Source organism: Salinifilum aidingensis, from assembly GCF_054782015.1.
This window is the reverse complement of record NZ_BAAGTH010000002.1, coordinates 143,319-163,236: the sequence shown is the minus strand read 5'-3', so window position 1 is coordinate 163,236 and position 19,918 is coordinate 143,319. Positions and strand designations below refer to the sequence as shown.

General features: G+C 72.4%; 17 protein-coding genes. 14 read left to right on the top strand and 3 right to left on the bottom strand.

Going from position 1 to position 19,918, the window contains the following annotated elements; genetic code table 11:
• The first annotated feature begins 19 nt into the window (after nt 1-19).
• Nucleotides 20-1,525, top strand: coding sequence for an ABC1 kinase family protein (locus ACYVJE_RS03785; protein ID WP_461143280.1), 1,506 nt, complete (start codon nt 20-22; stop codon nt 1,523-1,525).
• A gap of 62 nt (nt 1,526-1,587) precedes the next feature.
• Here ACYVJE_RS03785 and ACYVJE_RS03780 read toward each other — a convergent pair whose 3' ends face one another.
• Nucleotides 1,588-2,487: an amidohydrolase family protein gene (locus ACYVJE_RS03780; RefSeq protein WP_461143279.1), complete on the bottom strand. Its 900-nt coding sequence runs from the start codon at nt 2,485-2,487 to the stop codon at nt 1,588-1,590.
• Between the two features lie 215 nt (nt 2,488-2,702).
• The gene (locus ACYVJE_RS03775) at nt 2,703-3,371 is read right to left on the bottom strand and encodes a GntR family transcriptional regulator (protein WP_459159731.1); all 669 of its coding nucleotides are present in this window, start codon (nt 3,369-3,371) and stop codon (nt 2,703-2,705) included.
• 197 nt (nt 3,372-3,568) lie between these two features.
• On the opposite strand from ACYVJE_RS03775, the gene ACYVJE_RS03770 reads away from it, so the two are divergent.
• From ACYVJE_RS03770 to ACYVJE_RS03730, 9 genes are all read left to right on the top strand, one after another.
• Nucleotides 3,569-4,336 carry a sugar phosphate isomerase/epimerase family protein gene (locus tag ACYVJE_RS03770; protein WP_461143278.1) on the top strand — a complete coding sequence of 256 codons (768 nt, stop codon included), beginning with the start codon at nt 3,569-3,571 and terminating at the stop codon, nt 4,334-4,336.
• A gap of 71 nt (nt 4,337-4,407) precedes the next feature.
• On the top strand, nt 4,408-5,175 hold the full coding sequence (locus ACYVJE_RS03765) for an SDR family NAD(P)-dependent oxidoreductase (RefSeq protein WP_461143277.1): 768 nt from the start codon (nt 4,408-4,410) through the stop codon (nt 5,173-5,175).
• A gap of 86 nt (nt 5,176-5,261) precedes the next feature.
• A complete protein-coding gene (locus ACYVJE_RS03760; protein ID WP_461143276.1) occupies nt 5,262-6,599 on the top strand; it encodes a GntP family permease in 1,338 nt (445 codons plus the stop codon).
• 164 nt (nt 6,600-6,763) lie between these two features.
• Entirely contained in the window at nt 6,764-7,552 is a 789-nt protein-coding gene (locus ACYVJE_RS03755) for a transketolase (RefSeq protein ID WP_461143531.1), read from the top strand.
• Nucleotides 7,549-8,532: a transketolase family protein gene (locus ACYVJE_RS03750; RefSeq protein WP_461143275.1), complete on the top strand. Its 984-nt coding sequence runs from the start codon at nt 7,549-7,551 to the stop codon at nt 8,530-8,532. Before ACYVJE_RS03755 ends, ACYVJE_RS03750 begins: the two co-directional genes overlap by 4 nt.
• Nucleotides 8,533-8,731: 199 nt before the next feature.
• Nucleotides 8,732-9,244, top strand: coding sequence for a YbaK/EbsC family protein (locus ACYVJE_RS03745; RefSeq protein ID WP_459159737.1), 513 nt, complete (start codon nt 8,732-8,734; stop codon nt 9,242-9,244).
• Nucleotides 9,245-9,324: 80 nt separating this feature from the next.
• Nucleotides 9,325-9,735: a PPOX class F420-dependent oxidoreductase gene (locus tag ACYVJE_RS03740; RefSeq protein WP_461143274.1), complete on the top strand. Its 411-nt coding sequence runs from the start codon at nt 9,325-9,327 to the stop codon at nt 9,733-9,735.
• A 46-nt stretch (nt 9,736-9,781) separates the two neighbouring features.
• The gene (selD, locus tag ACYVJE_RS03735) at nt 9,782-10,780 is read left to right on the top strand and encodes a selenide, water dikinase SelD (protein ID WP_461143273.1); all 999 of its coding nucleotides are present in this window, start codon (nt 9,782-9,784) and stop codon (nt 10,778-10,780) included.
• A gap of 105 nt (nt 10,781-10,885) precedes the next feature.
• On the top strand, nt 10,886-11,590 hold the full coding sequence (locus tag ACYVJE_RS03730) for a methyltransferase (RefSeq protein WP_459159740.1): 705 nt from the start codon (nt 10,886-10,888) through the stop codon (nt 11,588-11,590).
• A 128-nt stretch (nt 11,591-11,718) separates the two neighbouring features.
• Here ACYVJE_RS03730 and ACYVJE_RS03725 read toward each other — a convergent pair whose 3' ends face one another.
• Nucleotides 11,719-12,459, bottom strand: coding sequence for a TetR family transcriptional regulator (locus tag ACYVJE_RS03725; RefSeq protein WP_461143272.1), 741 nt, complete (start codon nt 12,457-12,459; stop codon nt 11,719-11,721).
• Nucleotides 12,460-12,571: 112 nt separating this feature from the next.
• On the opposite strand from ACYVJE_RS03725, the gene ACYVJE_RS03720 reads away from it, so the two are divergent.
• The 4 genes from ACYVJE_RS03720 to nrfD all read left to right on the top strand — a co-directional run bounded on the left by ACYVJE_RS03720 (nt 12,572) and on the right by nrfD (nt 19,529).
• Complete coding sequence (locus ACYVJE_RS03720; RefSeq protein WP_461143271.1) at nt 12,572-14,287, top strand: MFS transporter; 1,716 nt, start codon at nt 12,572-12,574, stop codon at nt 14,285-14,287.
• 132 nt (nt 14,288-14,419) lie between these two features.
• Nucleotides 14,420-17,653 carry a formate dehydrogenase gene (fdh, locus tag ACYVJE_RS03715; RefSeq protein ID WP_461143270.1) on the top strand — a complete coding sequence of 1,078 codons (3,234 nt, stop codon included), beginning with the start codon at nt 14,420-14,422 and terminating at the stop codon, nt 17,651-17,653.
• 2 nt (nt 17,654-17,655) lie between these two features.
• On the top strand, nt 17,656-18,540 hold the full coding sequence (locus ACYVJE_RS03710; protein ID WP_461143530.1) for a 4Fe-4S dicluster domain-containing protein: 885 nt from the start codon (nt 17,656-17,658) through the stop codon (nt 18,538-18,540).
• Nucleotides 18,537-19,529 carry an NrfD/PsrC family molybdoenzyme membrane anchor subunit gene (gene nrfD / locus ACYVJE_RS03705; protein WP_461143269.1) on the top strand — a complete coding sequence of 331 codons (993 nt, stop codon included), beginning with the start codon at nt 18,537-18,539 and terminating at the stop codon, nt 19,527-19,529. Before ACYVJE_RS03710 ends, nrfD begins: the two co-directional genes overlap by 4 nt.
• The last annotated feature ends 389 nt before the right edge of the window (nt 19,530-19,918 follow it).

The following is a 19,918-nucleotide window of genomic DNA, read 5'->3' as shown; positions in this document are numbered from 1 at the left end:
CGGACCGGACGGGGACGCCTTGGGTGCGAGACGGCTCAAGCTCGTAACCGAGGTCCTCTCCGGACTCTTCAAGAACGAATTCACCCGGGCGTTCGGCGCCCGCACCGCCGAGGACGAGTCGGAGGCGGGGCGGGAGCAGCTGCGCGCCCGGGACGTGCGGCTCGGGCTGGAGCGGCTCGGCCCGTTCTACATCAAGCTCGGGCAGATGCTGTCCACGCGCCCCGACATCGTCCCGCCGGCCGTCATCGGCGAGCTGGAGAAGCTGCACGACCGCGTCTCGGCCGCGCCGTTCAGCACCTTCGAGCCCGTGCTCGAGGACGAGCTGGGCCCCGACTGGAAGGAGCGCTTCCAGCACGTCGAACTCCTCGAACCGCTCGGTGTCGCGTCCCTGGCCCAGGTCTACGGTGCGACGCTGCGGGACGGCCGCTCCGCGGTGGTCAAGATCCAGCGCCCGGGCATCAGCGGCACGGTGCTCGAGGACATGCGGATGATGCGGCGCGCCGCGCGGCTCGTCGGCCGCTGCGCCCCGCGGTTCCACTCCGTGGTGGACATCGAGGCGATGCTCGAGGTGCTGTTCGACGCGATGCGCCCGGAACTCGACTTCACCGTCGAGGCCGGGCACATGGACGAGGCCAGGCGCGCCGTGCGCGACTTCCGGCACCTGTCCGTGCCGGAGGTCGTGTGGGCGAGCAAGCGCGTGCTCGTGCAGACGCTGGCGCCGGGGCAGTCGATCCGCGCGGTCGACCGCTCGGCGATGTCGGTGGCGGAGCGCACCGCCATCGGTGAAGACCTGCTCGCGTTCACCTACCACGGCTTCTTCGTGAACCGGATGTTCCACGCCGATCCGCACCCGGGCAACATCTTCGTGCAGCCGGGCGCACCCGCCTCGCTCATCGACTGGGGCATGGTCGGCCGGCTCGACCGGCGCACGAGCCTGATGATCATGCTGGTGCTGCTCAACCTCGCCGAGAACGACGGGCAGGCCCTGGCCAAGTCGTGGATCGAGCTGGGGCACGCCACGTCCTGGGCGGACGTGCCGGCGTTCGTGTCGGACATGTCCAGGCTGACGCCGAAGATCGCCTCGGCCTCGCTGTCGGAGCTGGACTTCGGCGTGACGCTGACCAGCGTGCTCGAGCAGTCCACCAAGCGCGGCATCAAGACGAACCCGGTGATCTCCGTGCTCGGCAAGGCGTTCGCGAACATCGAGGGGTCGGTGCGCTGCCTCGCCCCCGAACTGTCCATCACCGACGTGTTCCACCGCCAGATGAAGAGCATCATGTCCGCACTGGTCCGCGAGCAGTGCTCCGGGACGCGCCTGGCGCGGCTCACCACGGAGGCGATGCTCGATCTCGACGCCGTGCCGGAGCAGTTGCGCACGCTCGTGCGCGATCTGTCCAACCGGGAGTTCGCGCTGAACCTCGGCGAGCAGCAGAACCGGGAGTCGGAGCAGCCGCGCGTCCCGCGGTCGTTGCTGGTCCTGGGCGGGGCGGCGCTGTGGCTGCACCACCGCCGCAATCGGAACTGACGGCGGAGCCCGCGCGTGGCCCGCGCCGGTGCGGCCGTGCCCAGGAGGGCCGGCCGCGCTCGTCAGAGGCGGTAGTAGCGTGCGGCGTTGTCGTGGAAGAGCGCCGTGCGCTCGTCCCGCGAGTACTCCCGGGTGATCTCGCGGAAGGCGCCGAAGATCTCGGCGTAACCGGAGAAGAGCTTGTCGACCGGGAAGTTCGAGGCGAACATGCACCGTTCGACGCCGAAGAGCTCCAACGCGGACTCCACGTAGGGGCGGATGGACTCCGTGGTCCAGTCGTGCTCGCCCATCCCCAGGCCCGAGATCTTGCAGGCGACGTTCGGCGCTTGCGCGAGCACCGCCATCCCCGCGCGCCAGGCCTCGAAGTGCTCCGGTCCGTCCACTTGCATCCCGGCGTGGTTGACGATGATCGGGACGTCGCTGTGCTCGGCGGCGAGCTCGAAGAACTCCTCCGCCTGCGGGTAGTACAGCTGCAGGTCGAACGACAGCTCGCGCTTCCGCAGCTGGCGGAATCCGCGTCGCCACTCGGCGGTGCGGCTGACCTCCGGCCGGCTCAGGTACGTCTTGGCGGGCTCCGGGTGGTAGTTCATCGACTGCCGGACGCCGCGGAAGTTCGCGTGCTCCATGTGGCCGTCCAGGACGGCTTCGACCTCCGGGCTGGTGAGGTCGGCGTAGCCGACGATGCCGTGCGGGAAGCCGCGCTGGTCGGCGATCCGCTGCAGCCAGCGCGTTTCCCCGACGGGGTCCCGCGGGTCCCAGCCCACGTCCAGGTGCACGCTCTTGACGAGCTCCTGCCCCTCGGCGTCCCGGAGGTAGTCGTCGATGAGGTAGTTGCTCAGCAGTCCCTCGCAGCTGCCCCACGCGGCGGGGCCGACCTCGTCGGAGAGCCACGGGTAGTAGTTCTCGTCGAGGTTCCACAGGTGGAAGTGCGGATCGATGAGCGGGACGTCGGGTGCGGCCATGGGAACTCCGTCCGTCTCGGCCGGCCGTGCCGGCGCGCGTGCGCTGGAGGGGAGCTGCCGGAGCGCCTCCGGAACTCCGGCCCGGGCCGGCCACCGGGGTGGCTGCGTTGGCCGATCAATATGGAGCGCTCCGCTGGTGGTTGTCAACAGTCGCCTGCTGATGATCGGCAGGGATCGCGTCGGACCGCCTCCCGGCTGCTCCCGGCGAAGTCCTGCTAGGCCTCGAGCAGGGCGACGATCCGCTCGGTGGTCTCCTGCATGTGCACGCGCACCACCTCGCGGGCGCGCTCCGCGTCGCCGGCCTCGATGGCGTCGACGATCGGGGAGTGCCGCTGCCAGTCGGTGTTGCGCAGCGCGAGCTCCTGCCCGGAACGGCTGATGGTCGCCCGGGTCAGTCCGGAGATGTGCTGCCACGACTGCACCAGCGTCTGGTTGCCGGTCAGCGCGCACAGCCGGTGGTGGAAGCCCAGGTCGGATTCGACGAGGGCGGCGAGGTCCTGCTCGGTGTTGCGCAGCTCCTCCAGCGCTTGCCGCAGTGACCGCACGACGTCGGTGCGGTCGGGCAGCTCGCACAGCGTCTCCGCGGCGAGCGTCTCGAGCGAGCGCCGCACGGCGAAGATGTCGCGGACCTCGGAGACCGTCAGCGCCCGCACCAGCAGCCGGCCCCGTTCGTCGGAGACGACGAGCCCTTCCTGGACGAGGTGGCGCAGGGCTTCGCGCAACGTGCCGCGGGAGACGGCCAGGGCCTCGCTGAGCTCGGTCTCGATGAGCCGCGTTCCGGGGACGAGCTGACCACTGCTGATCGCTTCCCGCAGCTTGTGCAGGCTCTGCTCGCGCAGCGTGTTGCGATCGACGCCGCTCAGGGCGGGGACGTCCAAGGACACCGGATGCTCGCCTTTCGGGCCGACGGAAGTGCCCACCCAGTCTAATCGATCGCGCAGCGTCCAGCTGCCAGTCGTCTGTTGACAGTCAACAAGGAGGTGCGCTTCACTGTCCGCTATCCAACGACGGAGCGTCGGGCACGAAGGGGCCACGGATGCATGAACTGGGCTGTTCGACAATCACTTTCCGCAACAGGCCGTTGCCGGAAGCGCTGGCCGAGATCGCCGCTCTCGGCCTCACCGGCATCGAACTCGGCGGTCTGCCCGGTGTCTGCGACCACGTCCCGACCCCGGCCGGTCCGCACGCCGAGCGGTTGGCCGAGGCGGTCGACGCCGCCGACCTCGACGTCTGGGCCATCAACGTCGACCCGGGACCCCTCAACGACCCCGGCCTCTCCGCGGACGAGCTCACCCGCAGCGGCTCCGACCTGGTGCGCCTCGCCGCGCGGCTCGGTGCAGCGGTGATCGTGCCCTGCGGCGCCGCCTCGCGCGAGCCCTGCACCGACGAGGCCACCGATCTCGACCGCATCGCGGGGCGGCTGCGGCTGCTCGGCGAGCTCGCCGCCGAGCACGGCACCCGGCTGCTCGTCGAGGGGCTGCACCACCACCGCTTCTGCCACACCGCCGCGCGGCTGCGCGGGCTGCTGGAGCGCGTGCCCGCCGAGGTGGCCGGCCTCGTCTACGACGTCAGCCACGTCGTCGCCGGCGGCATCGACGAGGTCGCCCTCGCCGGTGAGCTCGCCGACCGCGTCGCCCACGTGCACCTGCGCGACGCCGCCCCCGGCGAGATCAACCTCAGCATCGGTCGCGGCCGCGTCGACTTCGCCGGTGTCGTCGGCGCGCTCGCCGCCCGCGGCTGCACCGGCCGCTACGTGCTCGAACTCGAGACCCACGACGTGGACGAACCCGACCGTCCCGCGGTCGCCGCGCGGGCGCGCGACGGGATCGCCGCGCTGCTACCGGCCTGAGCGCTCCGCGCTGCGCAAACCCCGGCGAGCCCCGCGCGAGGAGGCCGCCACCGACCCCAGGGAGGGAACGCATGACCGACAGCACCCAGCGGACCGCCGTCATCACCGGCGCCGGCTCGGAACGCGGCATCGGCCGGGAGACCGCCCGGCAGCTCGCCGCCGCCGGCTTCGCCGTCGCCGTGCTCGACATCGACGAAGCCGCCGCGAAGCGCACCGCCGCCGTCGTCGGCGAGGAACACGCCGTGCCGGTGCTCGGCGTCGCCGCCGACGTCACCGACGCCGACTCGGTCGACGCGGCGGTCACCGCGGTCGAGTCCTCCGAACTGCCCGCGATCGGTGCCCTGGTCAACAACGCCGGCATCACCCGCCCGACGAAGTTCCTCGACATCGACCGCGCCGAGTGGGACCTCGTCTTCGAGGTCAACGTCACCGGCACCTACCAGGTGACCCGCCGCGTGCTGCCCGGGCTCATCGACCGCGGCTACGGCCGCGTCGTCAACGTCTCCTCGGTCAGCGCCCAGCGCGGCGGCGGCGTCTTCGGCGGCACGCACTACTCCGCGGCCAAGGCGGCCGTCCTCGGCCTCACCCGCGCGCTGGCCCGCGAAGTCGGCGAGCACGGCGTCGTGGTCAACGCCGTCGCCCCCGGGCTCATCGACACCGACATCACCGGCGGGCTGCTCAGCGGCGAGCGCAAGGAGGAGCTCGTCGCCGGCATCCCCGTCGGCCGCAACGGCCGCACCGCCGACGCCGCCGGCATGATCACCTACCTGGCCGGCGAGGGCGTCGGCTACGTCACCGGTTCCACCTTCGACGTCAACGGCGGCTCGCACATCCACTGACCGGGGCCGCTCGGGCGCGGGCCCTTCCGCGTCCTCCCGCACACCTGCACCCGCCTCGACGACGAGGTCGACGGAAAGACACGGGCATGTCTGATTCGCTCATCCTGATGCACACCGCGATCGCGGTGCTCGGCATCGTGCTGCTGATCGTGGTGGCACGCATCAACCCGGTCGTCATTCTCGTGCTGGGATCGCTGTACCTCGGTCTGGCCACCGGTCTCGGCTTCGACCAGACGACCACCGCCGTCACCGAAGGGTTCGGCGACCTCATGGCAGAGGTCGGTCTGATCATCGGATTCGGCGTGCTGCTCGGCTCGCTGCTGTCGGTCACCGGAACGCTGCAGCGCATTGTCGAGCTGTTCCTCCGCGCGTGCGGGCGGGGCAAGTCGCCCTACGTCCTCGGGCTGACCTCCGGCATCGTCTTCCCGGCGATCTACTTCGACGTCGCGCTGGTGATGCTCGCGCCGATCGCCCGCTCCGTCGCCGCCCGCACCGGCATCAGCATCGCCGTCGTGGGCGGGTCCCTGGCCATCGGCCTGGAAGTCGGCCTGCTCATGGTGCTGCCCGGGGCCGCGGCGCTGGCCGGTGCCGGAGCGCTGAACGTGCCGCTGGGCACGATGCTGCTGTTCGGCATCCCGGTCGGCATCGTGGCCATCCTCGGCGGCGTCTTCCTGCACGGCGTGCTCATGCGGCGCACCTGGAACCCGGACAAGGACGAAGCCCCGCTCAACGGGGGCGTGGACGGCATGGCCGTGGCCGAGGCCGAAACGCCGCGCCGCCACCTGCCGCTGCCGGTGACGCTGCTGCCGGTCCTCGTGCCGCTGGCGCTGATCGTGCTCGGCACGATCGCCGAAACCGCCGGCGTGCGCAACGGGCTCGTGGGGTTCCTGTCCGACCCCGTCGTGGCGCTGCTGCTGGGCCTGCTCGTCGCCTGCGCCGTGACCGCGACGATGCTCTCGCGCGAGACCCTGGAGCGGGCGCTGGGCAAGGGCGCCGCGACCAGCGGCACGATCCTGCTGTTCACCGGTGTCGCCGGCTCGCTCGGCGAGGTGATCAGCCGCACCGGCATCGGCGACATCATCTCCGGCCTGTTCCAGGCCAGCTCGGCCTCGCCGCTGCTGCTGGCGTGGCTCGTGGCCGCCCTGCTGCGCCTGGCCCAGGGGTCCGGATCGGTCGCCGCGATCACCGCGTCCACCCTGCTCGCCCCCGTGCTGGGCGGCGTGGACGCCGCGCCCGTGCTCGTGCTGCTCTCCGCAGCGGCCGGTGCGAGCTTCGGCGGGCACGTCAGCGACAACACCTTCTGGATGTTCCGCGCCCTGCTCGGACTGTCCACGCGCGGCGCGTTCCAGATCTACACGCTCTCCCAGTCGATCATGTCGGTCGTCGGCCTGGCCGTGGTGCTGGGACTGAGCGTGGTCGTGTGAGTCCGTCCCGGTGCGCCGGCGCACGGGGCGCACCGGGACCGGAGGAGAAACGAACGGAGCGAGTGTCCATGACGGAACGAACGGCCGGTCCCGCGTCCGCGGCGTTCACGGCAGTCGAACCCCCGCCGCAGCGGCAGGAGGCCGTGGCCGCGTTCGCGCACCGGATGCGGCACCACATCATCGACATGGGCGAGGCCCAGGGGCAGGGCTACGTCGGGCAAGCGCTCGGGGTCTCGGACCTGCTCGCCGCGGTCTACTGCGACCAGCTCCGGTACCGCCCGGAGGACCCGCACTGGCCGCAGCGGGACCGCTTCCTGCTGTCCATCGGCCACTACGCCATCGCCCAGTACGCCGCGCTGGCCGAAGCCGGCGTGCTCGAGGTGTCCGAACTCGACACCTACGCGACCGACCACAGCCGGTTGCCCATGTCCAGCATGGCCTCCTACACCCCGGGCATGGAGATCTCCGGCGGCTCGCTGGGACACGGACTGCCCGTCGCCGCGGGCATGGCCCTCGGCCTGCGGCACCAGGGCAACGACGCGCTGGTGTACGACTTCCTCTCCGACGGGGAGCTCAACGAGGGCTCCACGTGGGAAGCGGCCATGGGCGCGGCACACCACCGCCTCGGCAACCTCATCGCCCTGGTCGACCTGAACGCCCTGCAGGCCGACGGACCCACCGCCTCGGTGCTGTCCGCCGACCCGCTCGTCGACAAGTGGGAGTCGTTCGGCTGGCACGCCCTGCGCGTCGACGGCAACGACGTGACCGCGCTGCTGCGGGGGCTGGAGACCCTTCGCGGTTTCACCGACGACCGCCCGCGCGCGCTGCTGTGCGACACGACGATCGGCAAGGGCGTGCCCCTGCTGGAGAACCGGGAACGCGCGCACTTCATGCGCGTGGACGAACACGAGTGGCAGATCGCCCGCGAACAACTGGACGGGAGCGCACGATGACGACGAAGCGACTGACGACCTCGGCGATGATCGCCTCCTTCGCCGAGGCGGACCAGCGCACCACCGCCGCACCGTTCGGCCACTCCCTGTCGCGCCTGGCCGCGGAGCGCGCCGACGTCGTCGGCATGACAGCCGACCTCGGCAAGTACACCGACATGCACATCTTCGCCGAGAACTACCCGGACCGCTACTACCAGATGGGCATGGCCGAGCAGCTGCTGTTCGGCGCGGCGGCCGGCATGGCCGAGACCGGGCTGGTGCCGTTCGCCTCGACCTACTCGGTGTTCGCCACCCGGCGCGCTTACGACTTCCTGTGCCTGGACATCGCCGAACCCGGGCTCAACGTGAACATCGTCGGCGGGCTGCCGGGGTTGACCACCGGTTACGGTCCGAGTCACCAGGCCACCGAGGACATGGCCATCTTCCGCGGCGTTCCCGGTCTGACCATCGTGGACCCCTGCGACTCGGTGGACATCGAGCAGGCCGTGCCCGCGCTGGCCGATGTGGACGGACCTGCCTACCTGCGGCTGCTGCGCGGCAAGGTGCCCACCGTGCTCGACGAGTACGACTACCGCTTCGAGGTGGGCAAGGCCGCCGAGCTGCGCAGCGGTCGCGACGTCGTGCTCGTCTCCAGCGGGCTGATGACGATGCGGGCGCTGTCCGCGGCGGAGAAGCTGGCCGAGCACCACGTCGACGTCTCCGTGGTGCACTGCCCGACGATCAAGCCGCTCGACGTGCCCGCTCTGCTGCGGGTGGCCGACTCGGACCGGCTGCTGGTCACGCTCGAGAACCACACCGTCGTCGGCGGGCTGGGCGAGTCGGTCGCCAGTGCGCTGGTCACGAACAACTGCGCCCGGGGCATGGCGCAGATCGGCCTGCCCGACGAGTTCCTCGGTGCTGGCGCGCTGCCCACCCTGCACGACCGCTACGGATTGGCGACCGACCGGATCGTGCAGCGCGTGCTCGCCGAGCTCGGCTGACCGAGGTGGGCACCGGCCGCTCCGGACGGGGTGGCGCCGTGCTCGCGCTCCGCCGCGACCGGGGCTGACGACCGCTGCGCGATCCCGGAGGAGGGGCGCGGCTGCGCGCAGGACCGGCGGCGCAGCGCTGCGATCCGGCGGCGCAGGCCGCCGGGCGATACCCCCGGACGGGGTACCGGTCCTGCTACGATCCGGCGGCGTGGAGGGAACGCAGGGCACCGAGTCGCACCACGGCACCGGGACGGAGCACGAGCGGGCGCTGCGCGAGGCCGGTGTCCGGGGCGAGGTCGTCACCTTCGACGAGGCCGTGCCCACCGCGGCGGTCGCCGCCGAGCGGCTGGGCTGCGCGGTGGGCGCGATCGCGAACAGCCTCGTGTTCGCCGTCGATGGCGACCCGGTCCTGGTCGTCGCCAGCGGCGGGCACCGCGTCGACACGGGGAGGCTCGCGGGCCTGCTCGGGGTGGGCAAGCGCAAGGTCAAGCGCGCCGACCCGGAGTTCGTCACCGGAGCCACCGGTCAGCCCGTCGGCGGGGTCGCGCCGGTGGGGCACCCCGAACCGCTGCGCACGGTCGTCGACACCGGGCTGGAGGGCCACGACGTCGTCTGGGCGGGTGCCGGCAGCCGGCACGCCATGTTCGCCACCGACTTCGCGGAACTCCTCCGCGTCACGGCGGGAACCGCCGCCGACGTCGGCGAGTCAGCAGCGGTCTGAGCGCACCGGCTCGAGCCGGCGGCCCGCGACGCGCCCGCGCGGCGCGTTGACCCCGCCGCGCGAGGCGGGATGATGGAGCCATGGAGCTCGGGCAAGCACGCGATTTCCTGCGGCAGCACCACCGCGCGGTGCTCATGACCCGCCACCGCGACGGCTCGCCGCAGCTGTCGCCGGTGCTGGTCGCCCTCGACGAGGACGGGCGCGCCGTCATCAGCACCCGCGAGACCGCGACGAAGACGCACAACGTGCGCCGGGACCACCAGGTGGCTCTGTGCGTGTTCACCGAGGCGTTCTTCGGGTCGTGGATCCAGATCGACGGCCGCGCCGAGGTCGTGCCGCTGCCGGAGGCCCTCGACGGCCTCGTGGCCTACTACCGCGCGATCAACGGCGAGCACGAGGACTGGGACGCCTACCGCGCGGCCATGCGCGAGCAGCGGCGCGTGCTCGTCCGGGTCGAGCTCACCCGCGCGGGCCCCGACCGGCACGGATGAGGCGTGTTGCCGGGCCGCGCCGGCGCCGCCGTCCTACGCTCCCGGCATGACGGAAACGGCGGAACGCCTCCGGCTCACGCAGTACGCGCACGGCGGCGGCTGCGCGTGCAAGATCCCGCCGGGGGAGCTGCAGGACATGGTCGCCGGCATCGACGCCCCGTGGGCCGGCGACGTGCTCGTCGGCCTCGACAGCGGCGACGACGCCGCGGCGGTGCGCCTCGACGCGGAGCGCGCCCTGGTGAGCACGGTGGACTTCTTCACCCCCGTCGTCGACGATCCCTACGACTGGGGCCGCATCGCAGCGGCCAATGCGCTGTCCGATGTGTACGCGATGGGGGCGCGGCCGCTGCTGGCGGTGAACCTGCTGTGCTGGCCGCGGGAAACGCTGCCGACCGAGGTGGCGCGTGCGGCGTTGTCCGGCGGCGCGGCCGTCGCCGCCGAGGCCGGCTGCCCCGTGGCCGGCGGGCACAGCGTCGACGACCCGGAGCCCAAGTACGGCATGGCCGTCACCGGCGCGGCCGCCGCCGAGGAGCTGCTGCGCAACGACGCCGGTCGGCCGGGCTTGCCGCTGTCGCTGTCCAAACCGCTCGGCATCGGTGTGCTGAACACGCGGCACAAGGCCACGGGCGAGGTCTCGGACGAGGCGGTGGCGTGGATGACCGCGCTCAACGACCGGGCTTCGCGGGACGCGGTCGCGGCGGGGGTGCGGTGCGCGACCGACGTGACCGGGTTCGGCCTGCTCGGCCACCTGCTCGAGATCGTCCGGGGCAGCGGGGTGGGCGCGGTGGTCGAATCGACCGCGGTGCCCTACGTCGCCGGCGCGCGGCAGGCGCTCGCCGGCGGGTACGTCAGCGGAGGCACCCGGCGCAACCTCGACTGGGTGCGGCCGCACTGCGACCTCGCGGGCGTGGACGGCGACGAGGCGCTGCTGCTGGCCGATGCGCAGACCTCCGGTGGCCTGCTCGTGGCCGGGGAAGTCCCGGGTGCGCCGGTCATCGGTGAGCTCGTGCCCGCGGACGGCGGTCCACCGATCCGCGTGCGCTGACCCCCGGTGCCGCAGCGGCGTTGCCGCGACAAGGACCGCTCGTACCGCGATTTCCGCGGGCGCTACCGTGAGCGGCGCTCCGCACGGCGATCGGAGGGAGGCGGGATGTCCGATCGCGAACCGCCGCCGTTGACGTGGCGGCAACGCCGGCGGATCCGCCGCTGGCACGAGCGGGCGCGGCGGGAGCTCCGCGCGCGGGTGCGGCCGCAGGAGATCGACTACCTCGGTCTGCAGCTCGTCGTCCCGCCCGGTGTGATGCCGATCGTGGACACCTCGCACCTGCTCGGCACCGCCGTGGCCGAGGAGGTCGCCGATCCGGCCGTGCGCCGCGTGCTCGACATGGGCACCGGCTCCGGGGTGAACGCCCTCGTGGCCGCCCGCGGCGCCGCATCGGTCGTGGCGGTCGACGTCAACCCCGAGGCGGTCACCGCGGCCCGCGCGAACGCCGCGCGCAACGGCCTCGATCAGGCCGTGGAGGTGCGCCGCAGCGACGTGTTCGCCGCGGTGCCGGAGCGGTTCGACCTCGTCGTGTTCGACCCGCCGTTCCGCTGGTTCGCCCCGCGGGACCTGGCAGAGGCGGCGATCACCGACGAGAACTACCGGGCGCTGACCGCGTTCTTCGAGGAAGTCCGCGAACACCTCACCCCCGACGGGCGGGTACTGGTGTTCTTCGGTACCTCCGGCGACGTCCGCTACCTGCACCGGCTGGGCGAGCGGGCGGGCTTCCGCCGCGAGGTGGTGGCGCGCACGCACGTCACCCGGCGGCGGCGCACGACCGAGTACCGCACGTTCCGCTTGGTGCCGCGGTGAGCGCCCGCGACCCGCCGACCTGATGCGCCGCCGATCGGGTGGGGACAGTTGATCGCCCGAACGTGTGGGGACAACGTCCAATTTTCCTGAAAATCGCGCTCCCTGGAATGATTCCAGGAAGGAGGCGCTCACGGATCGGGCGTCTCCGCGGTGGCTTCGGCGAGTCCGGCGCTGGTGTCGGCGAGCAGGCGCAGCAGGATCGTGCGCAGCGGGGTGCCGTCGGTGGACAGCAGCCAGGTGTGCATGGCTGAGCCGAACGCCCCGGCGAGCATGAGCGCCCACGCGCTGGCGCGGGGGTCGTCGACGTCGGTGCCGAGGCGCTCGGCGACGAGGTCGGTGTAGTCCTGCACCCACTGCTGCCGCATGAGGTGCTTCTCGTAGTCCCGGTTGCCCTCCAGCTCGGTGAACAGCTGGGCGCGCACCAGGTGGCGCTCCCGGTCGGCTTCCACGCGCTCGGCGGAGTCGACCAGGGCCATCGTCAGCGAGCGCAGCGGGTGCTCGTCGGCGGGGCGGGTGGTCAGCACCCGCCGCATCTGCTCGGTCTCCCGCTTGGAGTCGCCGAACAGCACGGCGTCCTTGCTGGGGAAGTGGCGGAAGAAGGTACGCGGTGCGATGTCGGCTTCCTCGGCGATCTGCTCGACCGTGGTCGGGTCGAAGCCCTGCTGCTGGAACAGCCGCAGCGCCGCGCTCTCGATGGCCTGCCGGGTGCGCAGGGTGCGCCGGTGGCGGCGGTCCTCGGGGACCGCGGAGTCCGCGGCGGGCGGTTCGCACCCCGTGCCCGCTGGGTCGGGGGGTGCCGCGGCCGGTTCCGGCTCGTCCGGTGCAGCCTCGGCGCCGGGCATCCGGCCGGTCGGGGACGCGATCGTCATGCCTCCAGCTTCGTGAACGGGCGGGTGCGGGTCAATGGTGTTCAGCGTCATGAGTGACAGATGTCAGTCATGACATAACATGGGGGTGCAAGCGACCGCAGAGGGAGGAACTTTGTCCATCGGATCCGGGATGGGCACGTCAGGCGCGAGCGGAGGGGAAGCGGCGCGGAACGCCGGTGAGCGCGCGGCGCTGGCCGAGGGCATCGACCTGCAGGTGTACCGCCACCGCTGGATCACCCTGCTCGTGCTGTGCCTCGCCCTGTCGGCGACCATGCTCGCCAACACGTCCCTGGGCGTGGCGCTGCCGTACCTGGCGCAGGACCTGCGGGCCTCCATGGCCCAGCAGCAGTGGTTCAACAACGCCTACGCGCTGGTGTTCGCCGGGCTGCTGTTCACCACCTCCGCGCTGGCCGACCGCTACGGCCGCAAGGGGATGCTGCAGGCCGGCATGGTGGTGTTCGGCCTCGCCTCGGCCTACGTGTGGCTGTTCGTCGACAGCAGCGCGGAGATGATCGCCGCGCGCGGCGTGCTCGGCCTCGGCGCCGCCATGATCATGCCCGTGACGCTGTCGATCCTCACCAGCGTGTTCCCCAGCCACGAGCGGACCAAGGCGGTGAGCATGTGGGCGGCCGTCTCCGGCGGCGGCACCGCGCTCGGCCCCGTCCTCGCCGGGCTGCTGCTGGAGGTGTCGACCTGGCACGCCGTGTTCGCCATCAACATCCCCGTGGTGGCCGTCGGCGTGCTCGCCGGGATCCCCTACGTGCCCAAGCACCAGGGCAGCCGCGACGCCACGCTGGGCGGGATCGACGTTCCGGGCGCGGTCCTGTCCACCGCCGGCATCACCCTCGTGGTCTACGCGCTGATCCAGGCCCAGGAAGTCGGCTGGACGGCGCCGCTGACGTGGATCCTCGTGGCCCTCGGCCTGGTGCTCGTGGCGCTGTTCGTGCTCTGGGAACGCCGTGTCAGCGACCCGATGCTGGACATCTCGCTGTTCCGCAACACCGGGTTCTCCGCCGCGGCGGTGGCGTTGACGCTGGTGTTCTTCGCGATGGTCGGCGTGTTCTTCTCGCTGAGCCAGACGCTGATCCTCGTCTTCGGGTACTCACCGCTGACCGCCTCGGCGTCGATGCTGCCGATGAGCGTGGTCATGGTCCTCATCGCGCCGCAGGTGCCGAAGATCGTGCGCCGCTTCGGGCCGCGCGCCACGATCGCCTCGGGCATGGTGCTGGCGGCCGCGGGCATGGCCGTGCTGAGCACGCTGGGCGTCGACTCCGGCTACCCGCACTTCCTGGCCGGGCTGGCGCTGACCTCGCTGGGCATGTCCGTGGCCATGGCCCCGGCCACCGACCAGCTCATGGCCAACGTGCCCCGGCACCGCGCCGGCATGGGATCGGCCACCAACGACGTCACCCGGGAAGTGGGCGCCTCGCTGGGCGTAGCCGTGCTCGGCAGCGTGCTCGGCAGCAGCTACGCCTCCCACCTGGGTGATGCGGTGGCCGGGCTGCCGCAGCGGCTGCAGGACTTGGCCAGCGAGTCCCTGCCGGGAGGGCTGGCCGTGGCGCAGCAGCTCGGCCAGCGGGGTCTGGCCCTGGCCGACAGGGTCGTGCACGCCTGGATGGACGGGTTGCACGTGGCCCACCTCGTCGGCGCCGGGCTGATCCTCGTGGCCGCGGCCGTCGCGTGGCTGTGGCTGCCCGTGCACGCCCCGGCCCAGGACGCCGCCCCCGACGAGGGCGGGGACGGGGCGGGACCCGGTGGTGCCGCCGCGGAGGCACCCGCCTCCGCGCAGCCGAGCGAGGAGGGCACGACCTCGTCCCCGCACCCGTAGCGGCAGGAGAGCTCCCCGCGCGGCGGAGAGCCCGCGGTCCGCCCGGCGGGCTCTCCGCGTGTCGGGCTTGCACCGCTCCTTCCGGCGGGTTTCCCTTGGGGAACGAACGAGCCCTCGCATCGGGGAGCGGTCATGGTCGAGTGGTTGCGGTGGCCGGTGCTGCGCCAGCTCACCGGAGCGGATCCGCTCGGACGCGGCGCAGCGGCCCGCAGCAGCGGCACCGAGCACTGGCAGGCGCGCACCCAGCAGGCCGACGAGGTCGTGCGGTCGATCTGCCCCTACTGCGCCGTGGGCTGCGGGCAACGCGTCTACGTCCGCGACGGCCGGGTGTCCCAGATCGAAGGAGACCCGGATTCCCCCATCAGCCGCGGCCGCCTGTGCCCGAAGGGCTCGGCCAGCCGGGAGCTGGTCACCTCCCCGCGGCGGGAGACGCGCGTGCGCTACCGCCGTCCCCACGGCACCGAGTGGGAGGAGCTCGACCTCGACACGGCGCTGGACATGATCGCCGAGCGCGTGCTCGACACGCGGGAGGAGACCTGGCAGGAGCACGCCGAGGACGGCCACCGCGTGCGCCGCACCCTCGGCATCGCCAGCCTCGGCGGGGCCACGCTCGACAACGAAGAGAACTACCTGATGAAGAAGCTCTACACCGCGTTGGGCGCTCTTCAGGTGGAGAACCAGGCCCGCATTTGACACTCCTCCACGGTTCCCGGTCTGGGAGCCTCCTTCGGGCGCGGCGGCGCCACGACCTTCCAGCAGGACCTCGCCGAAGCGGACTGCATCGTGCTGCAGGGGTCCAACATGGCCGAAGCCCACCCGGTCGGGTTCCAGTGGGTGATGGAGGCCAAGCGCCGGGGGGCGCGGATCATCCACGTCGATCCGCGGTTCACCCGCACCTCGGCCATGGCCCACCGGCACGTGCCGCTGCGCGCCGGCAGCGACCTGGTCCTCCTCGGCGCGTTGATCCGCTACGTCCTGGAAAACCACCTGGACTTCCGGGAGTACGTGCTGGCCTACAGCAACGCGGCGATGATCGTGGGCGAGGACTTCGCCGACACCACCGAGCTCGACGGGCTGTTCTCCGGGTACGACCCCGAGCGCGGTGGTTACGACACGAGCAGCTGGGCCTACGAGCAGCACCGCGCCCCCGCGGGGGACTTCCCGTTCGACCGGGAGAACCCGGAGCGGGCCGGCTCGGGCGGGCCGACCTACCCGGCACCCGCGCGCACGGACCCGACGCTGCGGCACCCGCGGTGCGTCTACCAGCTGCTGCGCAAGCACTACGCCTCCTACACGCCGGAGCTGGTCGAGGAGGTCTGCGGCGTGCCGCGCGAGCGGTTCCTGGAGCTCGCCCGCGACATCGCGGCCAACTCCGGGCCGGAGCGCACCACGGCCTACGTCTACTCGGTGGGCTGGACCCAGCACACCGTCGGCGTGCAGTACATCCGCGCCGCGTCGATCCTGCAGACGCTGCTCGGCAACATCGGCAGGCCGGGCGGCGGCATCATGGCGCTGCGCGGGCACGCCAGCATCCAGGGTTCGACCGACATCCCCACGCTGTTCAACCTGCTGCCGGGCTACATCCCGATGCCGCAGGCGGGCCAGCACGACGCCGACGTCGACGACTTCGTCACCGAGGCCGAGCACGCCCGCGGCTACTGGGCCAACCTGCGCTCCTACGTGGTGAGCATGCTGCAGGCCTGGTGGGGCGAGGCCGTCGGCCCGCACAACGACTTCGGCTTCGACCGGCTGCCGCGCACCACCGGCGACCACAGCACGTTCCGCACCGTCATCGACCAGATCGAAGGCCGGTGCAAGGGCTACTTCGTCGTCGGCGAGAACCCGGCCGTGGGCACCGCCAACGCGCGCCAGCAGCGGGCCGGACTGGTCAACCTGGACTGGCTGGTGGTCCGCGACCTCAACATGATCGAAACGGCCACCTTCTGGAAGGACGGCCCCGAAGTCCAGACCGGTGAGACCGACCCGGCCGGGATCGGCACCGAGGTGTTCTTCCTGCCCGCGGCCGCCCACACCGAGAAGGACGGCACGTTCACCAACACCCAGCGCCTGCTGCAGTGGCACCACAAGGCCGTCGAACCCACCGGGGACCAGCGCAGCGATCTGTGGTTCTTCTACCACCTGGGCCGCCGCCTCCGGCAGAAGCTGGCCGCGCGGCAGGGCGGGGAGCAGCCGCGCGAGCGCGACCGGCCGCTCCTCGAGCTCACCTGGGACTACCCCGTGGAGGGAGCGCTGGCCGAACCGAGCGCGGAAGCGGTGCTCGCCGAGATCAACGGCACCGACGAGGCGGGCGCGCCGCTGTCGAGCTACACCGAGCTGCGGGAGGACGGCTCGACCCGGTGCGGCTGCTGGATCTACTGCGGCGTGTACGCCGACGGGGTCAACCAGGCGGCGCGGCGCAAACCCGGCCGGGAGCAGTCCCGCGTCGCCCCCGAGTGGGGTTGGGCGTGGCCGCTGAACCGGCGGATCCTGTACAACCGCGCCTCGGCCGCCCCCGACGGGCAGCCGTGGAGCAGCCGCAAGGCCTACGTGTGGTGGGACGCCGGGCGAGGGGAGTGGACCGGGCACGACGTGCCGGACTTCGTGCGGACGAAGCCGCCGGACTACGTGCCCGACGAGGACCGCACCGGGCCGGCCGGGCTCGGCGGGGCCGACCCGTTCGTGATGCACAGCGACGGGCGCGCCTGGCTGTACGCCCCGGCGGGCGTGGTCGACGGGCCGCTTCCCACGCACTACGAACCCCAGGAGTCCCCCGTGGACAACGCGCTGCACCCGAACCGGGCGAGCAATCCCGCCCGGCAGACCCTGCTGCGCCCGGAGAACCCGTACCACCCCTCCGGCAGCGCCGCGGGCAGCGCGGTCTTCCCGCACGCGTTCACCACGTTCCGGCTGACCGAGCACCACACCGCCGGCGGCATGAGCCGGTGGCTGTCGGTGCTGTCGGAACTGGCCCCCGGCATGTTCTTCGAGATCTCGCCGGAACTGGCCGTCGAGGTCGGCCTGGTGCAGCGCGACTGGGCCACGGTCGTCACCGCGCGCAGCGCGATCGAGGGCAGGGTCCTGGTCACCTCCCGCATCCGGCCGCTGCGCGTCGGCGGCCGCACCGTGCACCAGATCGGCATCCCGTGGCACTGGGGACCGAACGGGCTCACGGTCGGTGATGCGGCCAACGAGCTCATCAGCGTGGCGCTGGATCCGAACGTGCACATCATGGAGACCAAGGCGGGCACCTGCGACCTCCGCCCGGGACGCCGTCCGCAGGGTCGCGAGCTGCTCCGCCTCGTCGCCGAATACCGCCGCCGGGCCGGGCTGGAACCGGATCCGGCGCACCGAGGAGAAGGGCGGTGAACATGAATCGCCTCAGCGGGCCGCTCGACGACCCAGCCGCCGAAGCCGGTTACGCCGACCACCCGCAGCGGGTCGGGTTCTTCACCGACACCAGCGTGTGCATCGGCTGCAAGGCCTGCGAAGTCGCCTGCAAGGAGTGGAACCTGCTACCCGCCGAGGACGGCGACGTGCTCGGCATGTCCTACGACAACACCGGCGAGCTCAGCGGGACCACGTGGCGGCACGTCGCCTTCGTCGAGCAGCGCGTGCCCGAAGCGGCCGCCGCGCCGGTGCAGCTGGGCATGCCGGGCATGGGCGCGGACTCGGAGTCGGGGGAGTCGATCCGCTGGCTGATGTCCTCGGACGTGTGCAAGCACTGCACGCACGCCGCCTGCCTGGACGTGTGCCCCACGGGTGCGCTGTTCCGCAGCGAGCACGGCACGGTGGTGGTCCAGGACGACGTGTGCAACGGCTGCGGCTACTGCGTGCCCGCCTGCCCCTACGGCGTGATCGACATGCGCGGCGACACGGGCGGCGCGGCCAAGTGCACGCTGTGCCAGGACCGGCTCGGGGCGGGGCAGGCACCGGCCTGCGCCACCGCGTGCCCCACCGAGTCCATCCAGTACGGCCCGCTCGACGAGCTGCGCGAGCGGGCCCAGCAGCGGGTCGACGAGCTGCACGAGCAAGGGGTGAGCAGCGCGCGGTTGTACGGCCACGACCCCGAGGACGGGGTGGGCGGCGACGGTGCGTTCTTCCTGCTGCTCGACGAGCCCGAGGTGTACGGCCTGCCGCCGGATCCCGTGGTGACCACGCGGGACCTGCCGTCGATGTGGCGCCACGCCGCCGCCGCGGCGGCCGCGACGGCCGCGGTGATCGCGGGATGCTTCGTCGGGAGGAGGGCGCGGTGACCGGCGCACCCGCGAACAGCAGCCGCTCCGACGCCGGGGGCGTGGACGGGAGCGAGGCCGGCTCCTACTACGGAAGGCCGATCATCAAGGAACCGGTGTGGAAGGTCCCGGACGTGCCCGCGTACCTCTACCTCGGCGGGATGGCCGGAGCCGCGTCGACGATGGCGCTGGCCGCGGAGATCACCTCCCGGCCCGATCTGGTCCGCGTCGGGCGGCTGGCCGCGGCTGCGGGTTCCGCGGCCAGCGTCGGCGCGCTGGTGCACGACCTCGGCCGGCCGCACCGGTTCCTCAACATGCTGCGGGTGTTCAAACCGACCTCCCCGCTGAGCGTGGGCTCGTGGATCCTGGCGCCGTTCTCCGGGCTGGCCTCCGCTGCGGCCGCCAGCGAGGTCACCGGCCTGCTGCGCGGGCCGGGAGGGGCTGCGGGCGTGCTCGCGGGGGCGCTCGGACCGGCGATGACGACCTACACCGCGGTGCTGCTGTCCGACACGGCCGTGCCCGCCTGGCACGCCTGCTACCGCGGTCTGCCGTTCGTGTTCGCCGGCAGCGCGGTCTCCAGCGCCGGGGCGGTGGCTCTGTGCGCCGTGCCGCCGGGGGGAGCCGCACCGGCCCGGCGGATGGCGCTGGCCGGTGCGGCGGTCGAGCTCACCGCGGGTGAGGTCATGCGGCGCGAGGCCGGGTTCGCCGGTGAGCCGCTGCGGCAGGGCCGCTCGGGAGCGGTTCTGCGGGCCGCGCGGGTGGCCACCGGGGTCGGAGCGCTGGCCGCGCTGCGGTCCCGGCGCGGTGGGCGGCTCTCCGCGGTGGTGGCCGGCGCGTGCCTGACGGCCGCGGCGGCTGCGACGCGCTACGGGATCTTCGAGGCCGGTCGGGTTTCCGCGCGCGATCCGCGCTACACCGTCGAACCGCAGCGCGGCCGCGGCGGGAGCACCGCGCTGCGCCCCGACCGAACCGGGCAGCCGGACGGCAGCCGGACTCGCGGAACGGCCTGAGCCCCGTTCGGAAACGTCCTCACCGGGGTGGCCGCCGAAGACCTCCGATGGTCGCAGAGGTCAAGCCGCTGCTGTCGTTGACGACCTGGCGACTCGCACGACGTCGTCGCGGAACTCCTCGGGATACGGCTTCGGTGCAGCGCACATCCTTCCAGCAGTACCTCCGGACACCACAGATCGGATGTCACCCATCCCTGCAGCAGCCCTGGCGCTGGGCCGCGCGGAGAACCGGCGCTGCTCGTCCTCGGCGAACACTGCATCCAGGAGGCGCGACGGCTCGCAGCCTTCGATGGCGGGCAGGGGCGCCGGCCTCCCCGAGACCGGAAGTTCTCTGCGTGATCGCACCTGCCACCGGTAGATCTCAAAAGTGACCGCGTAGCCTGGCACGC